General features: G+C 74.8%; 1 protein-coding gene. It reads right to left on the minus strand.

Annotated features, from left to right (window positions below; all coding sequences use genetic code 11):
- Positions 1-131: 131 nt before the first annotated feature.
- The gene (locus ABZ371_RS32405; RefSeq protein ID WP_358686479.1) at positions 132-1,580 is read right to left on the minus strand and encodes a phage tail protein; all 1,449 of its coding nucleotides are present in this window, start codon (positions 1,578-1,580) and stop codon (positions 132-134) included.
- Between the last annotated feature and the right edge of the window lie 112 nt (positions 1,581-1,692).

Consider the following 1,692-nt stretch of genomic DNA (forward strand, 5'->3'; position numbering starts at 1 on the left):
GGGGTGGGGGGGTGGCCTTGGTTCCCCCTCGGGGGGGGGGGGGGGGGGGGGGGGGGGGGGGGGGGGGGGGGGGGGGGGCCGGCGGGCGGGGGGGGTCGCCCACGGGCCGCCCGCCGGGAGTGGGGCGCCGGTCAGGAGACGGCGGCCCAGATGGCGTTGGCGTCCGCGACGACGGTCGACGGGGTGAACGAGGTGGGCAGCGAGGTCAGGCCGGTGGCGGCGAGCCGGGCGTGCCGGACGAAGGCGCCGGGCATCCGGGCGCTGCCGCCCGGGTTGTTGCCGACGCTGGCGCCCACCATGAAGGCGGGGCCGTTGGTCTTCGGGTCGGGGCCGTTGACCAGCAGCGCCACCCAGTAGTTGCCGGCCGCGGCGGCGTAGGCCGTCGTCAGCTTCAGGACGAAGGTGGTGCCCTCGGTCTTGGTGATCAGCTTGTCGAGGGTGCCGGTGACACCGACCCGGGTCCCGGCGCTGGTGTAGAGGCCGGCGTACGAGGTGGCGGCGAGACCGCTCCCCGCGAATCCGGGCACGTAGAAGACGACGTTGGTGATGGTCGCCGCGCTGGTCAGGGGTACGCCGATGAGGTAGACGGTGCCGTTGATGCAGTACTGCGGGCTGGTCACCGAGGACGCCGCCGGGTCGAAGGCCCAGGCCTTGAACCCGACCGAGGCCGGTGTCCAGGTACCGGAGGCGGCCACCGTGTCCACGTAGGAGCGGCGCACGAGCTGGTTGGCGTTGGCCGGGTCGGCGGAGACGGTGGGCACGGTGGAGAACGTCTTGGCCCCGTCGACGGTCTGGGCTCCGGTGAGCAGCACGGCCTGGTCGGCGGAGACCGCGCCGAGGTCGCCCGAGGTCAGCTTCACGGCACCGGTCTGGCCGTTCACGGACGTGACGGGCGCGGCGCCGATCGCCAGGTACCGGGCGTCGGCGGTGGCGGGGGTGAGCGCGCCCAGATCGGCCGCCGCGAGGGTGATGGCGCCGGTCTTTCCGTTGACGGACGTGACGCCCTGACCGGTTCCGTTCGGGAGCTGCGCGAGCGGCACCTTACCCACGGCGTCGAGCTGGGCGATCCCGCCCGCCCGGCCCACGGCGGAGGTGGCGACGGCGCCGACGTCGGCGGCGGCCAGGATGATGTCGGTCTCGGTGCGCCCGTTGACGGAGCGGACCGGACCGGCCGGGCCCTGCGGCCCCGGTGCGCCCTGCGGGCCCGCGGGACCGGGCACGCTCACGTACTGCGCTCCCGCCGGATCGGCGGGGGCGATGTCGGCGAGGTCCATCTCGGTGACGGCGGCGGGCAGGGCGATGCGGTAGGAGCGGTTGCGGCCGACGCCGGCGATCCGCTCGGTGACGGCGTACGTCCAGCCGAACGGGTTCCAGCCCTCGGCGTCGGTGGCCGGGAGGATGACGTCGATCCGCCCCTCGGAGTCGAGGGTGGCGACGGTCGGGCCGCCGACGAAGAGGTCGGTCTCCGCGTGGGTGAGCAGCGCCGGCGGCTTGAACTCGACGCTCCCGCTCAGGGGGCGGCCGTCGAGGGAGAGGTAGTGGGCGGTGAGCCGTACGGTGGGGATGGATTCGGGCAGCACGGGAACTCCGTTGGTGGCAGAGGGTCGGGGAAGAAGGAGGCCCGGCCGCCGCCCGGTCGGGCGACCTCCCAGCCGCGCTTGGGCGTGTACGTCCACTTGGCCTACACGGGGA

The organism is Streptomyces sp. NPDC005899 (assembly GCF_040629645.1).
Classification (GTDB): Bacteria; Actinomycetota; Actinomycetes; order Streptomycetales; family Streptomycetaceae; genus Streptomyces.